At 39.6% G+C, this 278-nt stretch carries 1 protein-coding gene; it reads right to left on the bottom strand.

Translation table 11 applies throughout. From position 1 onward, the window contains the following. Positions 1-278, bottom strand: a 278-nt coding sequence (locus PL8927_RS27805; protein WP_197047601.1) for an RRXRR domain-containing protein, incomplete at both ends; no start/stop codon positions are given.

The following is a 278-nucleotide window of genomic DNA, read 5'->3' as shown; positions in this document are numbered from 1 at the left end:
AAAAACCGTGCCTGACGATAGCGAGTTTTACGGTTTCTTCGGGAACGACGTAATGAACGTCGAGATTCCAAAGACATTTTAATTGTTTGACCCCGATGGGTTAATTCTGCACCCCAAATTACTTTATTTCCCTGAACTAATGCAATTCCAGTGGTTTTTGAACCGGGGTCAATTTTGAGGGTTATTAGTTGTATTTCTGGTGCTGGTTTTGACTCCTTTAAGATAATAGTAAACGGATAACGACGATAAACAGCAGCTTGACCTTGATTCAATAACAA

The organism is Planktothrix serta PCC 8927, assembly GCF_900010725.2.
GTDB classification, from domain to species: domain Bacteria; phylum Cyanobacteriota; class Cyanobacteriia; order Cyanobacteriales; family Microcoleaceae; genus Planktothrix; species Planktothrix serta.
Note: the sequence above shows the minus strand (reverse complement) of the source record. Positions and strands in the feature narration are given on the sequence as shown.